1 protein-coding gene is annotated in these 668 nt (G+C 46.9%); it reads right to left on the reverse strand.

Annotation, left to right across the window (positions count from 1 at the left end; all coding sequences use genetic code 11):
• Positions 1 to 644: transposase family protein (locus tag IEZ04_RS34410; RefSeq protein WP_506004868.1), on the reverse strand; the 644-nt coding region annotated here is incomplete at its 3' end.
• Positions 645 to 668 lie beyond the last annotated feature (24 nt).

Raw genomic sequence — 668 nt, forward strand, 5'->3', positions numbered from 1 at the left:
GTACAGAACTTTCTGTTGGCATTATTGGCATATATGGAATCGGCAGCCACACATCTTACCCTTACATTCATAAGCTTCTGCTGCATGCGGATACAGTCCTTCAAGCGTATACCCTCATTGAATGCCTTGAACGAGAGGTGTTCGATGAACGATATGCCGTCTATCTGTATATTATTGACCTTTGCACCGAACTCGACGGACTTGGTTTCCTTGCCTCTGACGATGGGACGTACATAATGACGGTCAATGCTGACGATGCGGTCACTGACTTTCCGCCCTTCAAACATTTCCTTTTCTTGTACAAGCACCTTTCTGATGATGGAAAGACGCTTATGATAATCCTGGGTATATCGGAGTAAAGCACCGTACTCGCTATGGATCCCATCCCTTTGACTGAGGAGCTTTTCAAGAAGCTTGATCATACGGCGCTTAAGCATTCTTGCCCTTGAAGCTCTCCTCTTTCTTTTCTTGCAGTAGGACAGATAGGATTCCGCCACATTCCTGTATTTGTTGCGCGGACGCCTTATGCCCAGCTCCCTGCAATGCCGGCATATATGCCTGTAGAGCCATTCGAGGCTTTCCCAAAGGAGTTTCATGTCCGTAGGAAAACGCATGTGGCTTTCATAGCATGTGGCATCGGTCATGCAGACGTGAAGGTTATCAAGATA

Origin of the sequence: Streptomyces ruber (genome assembly GCF_014648075.1) — a bacterium.
In the GTDB taxonomy this organism is placed as follows: Bacteria; Actinomycetota; Actinomycetes; order Streptomycetales; family Streptomycetaceae; genus Streptomyces; species Streptomyces ruber.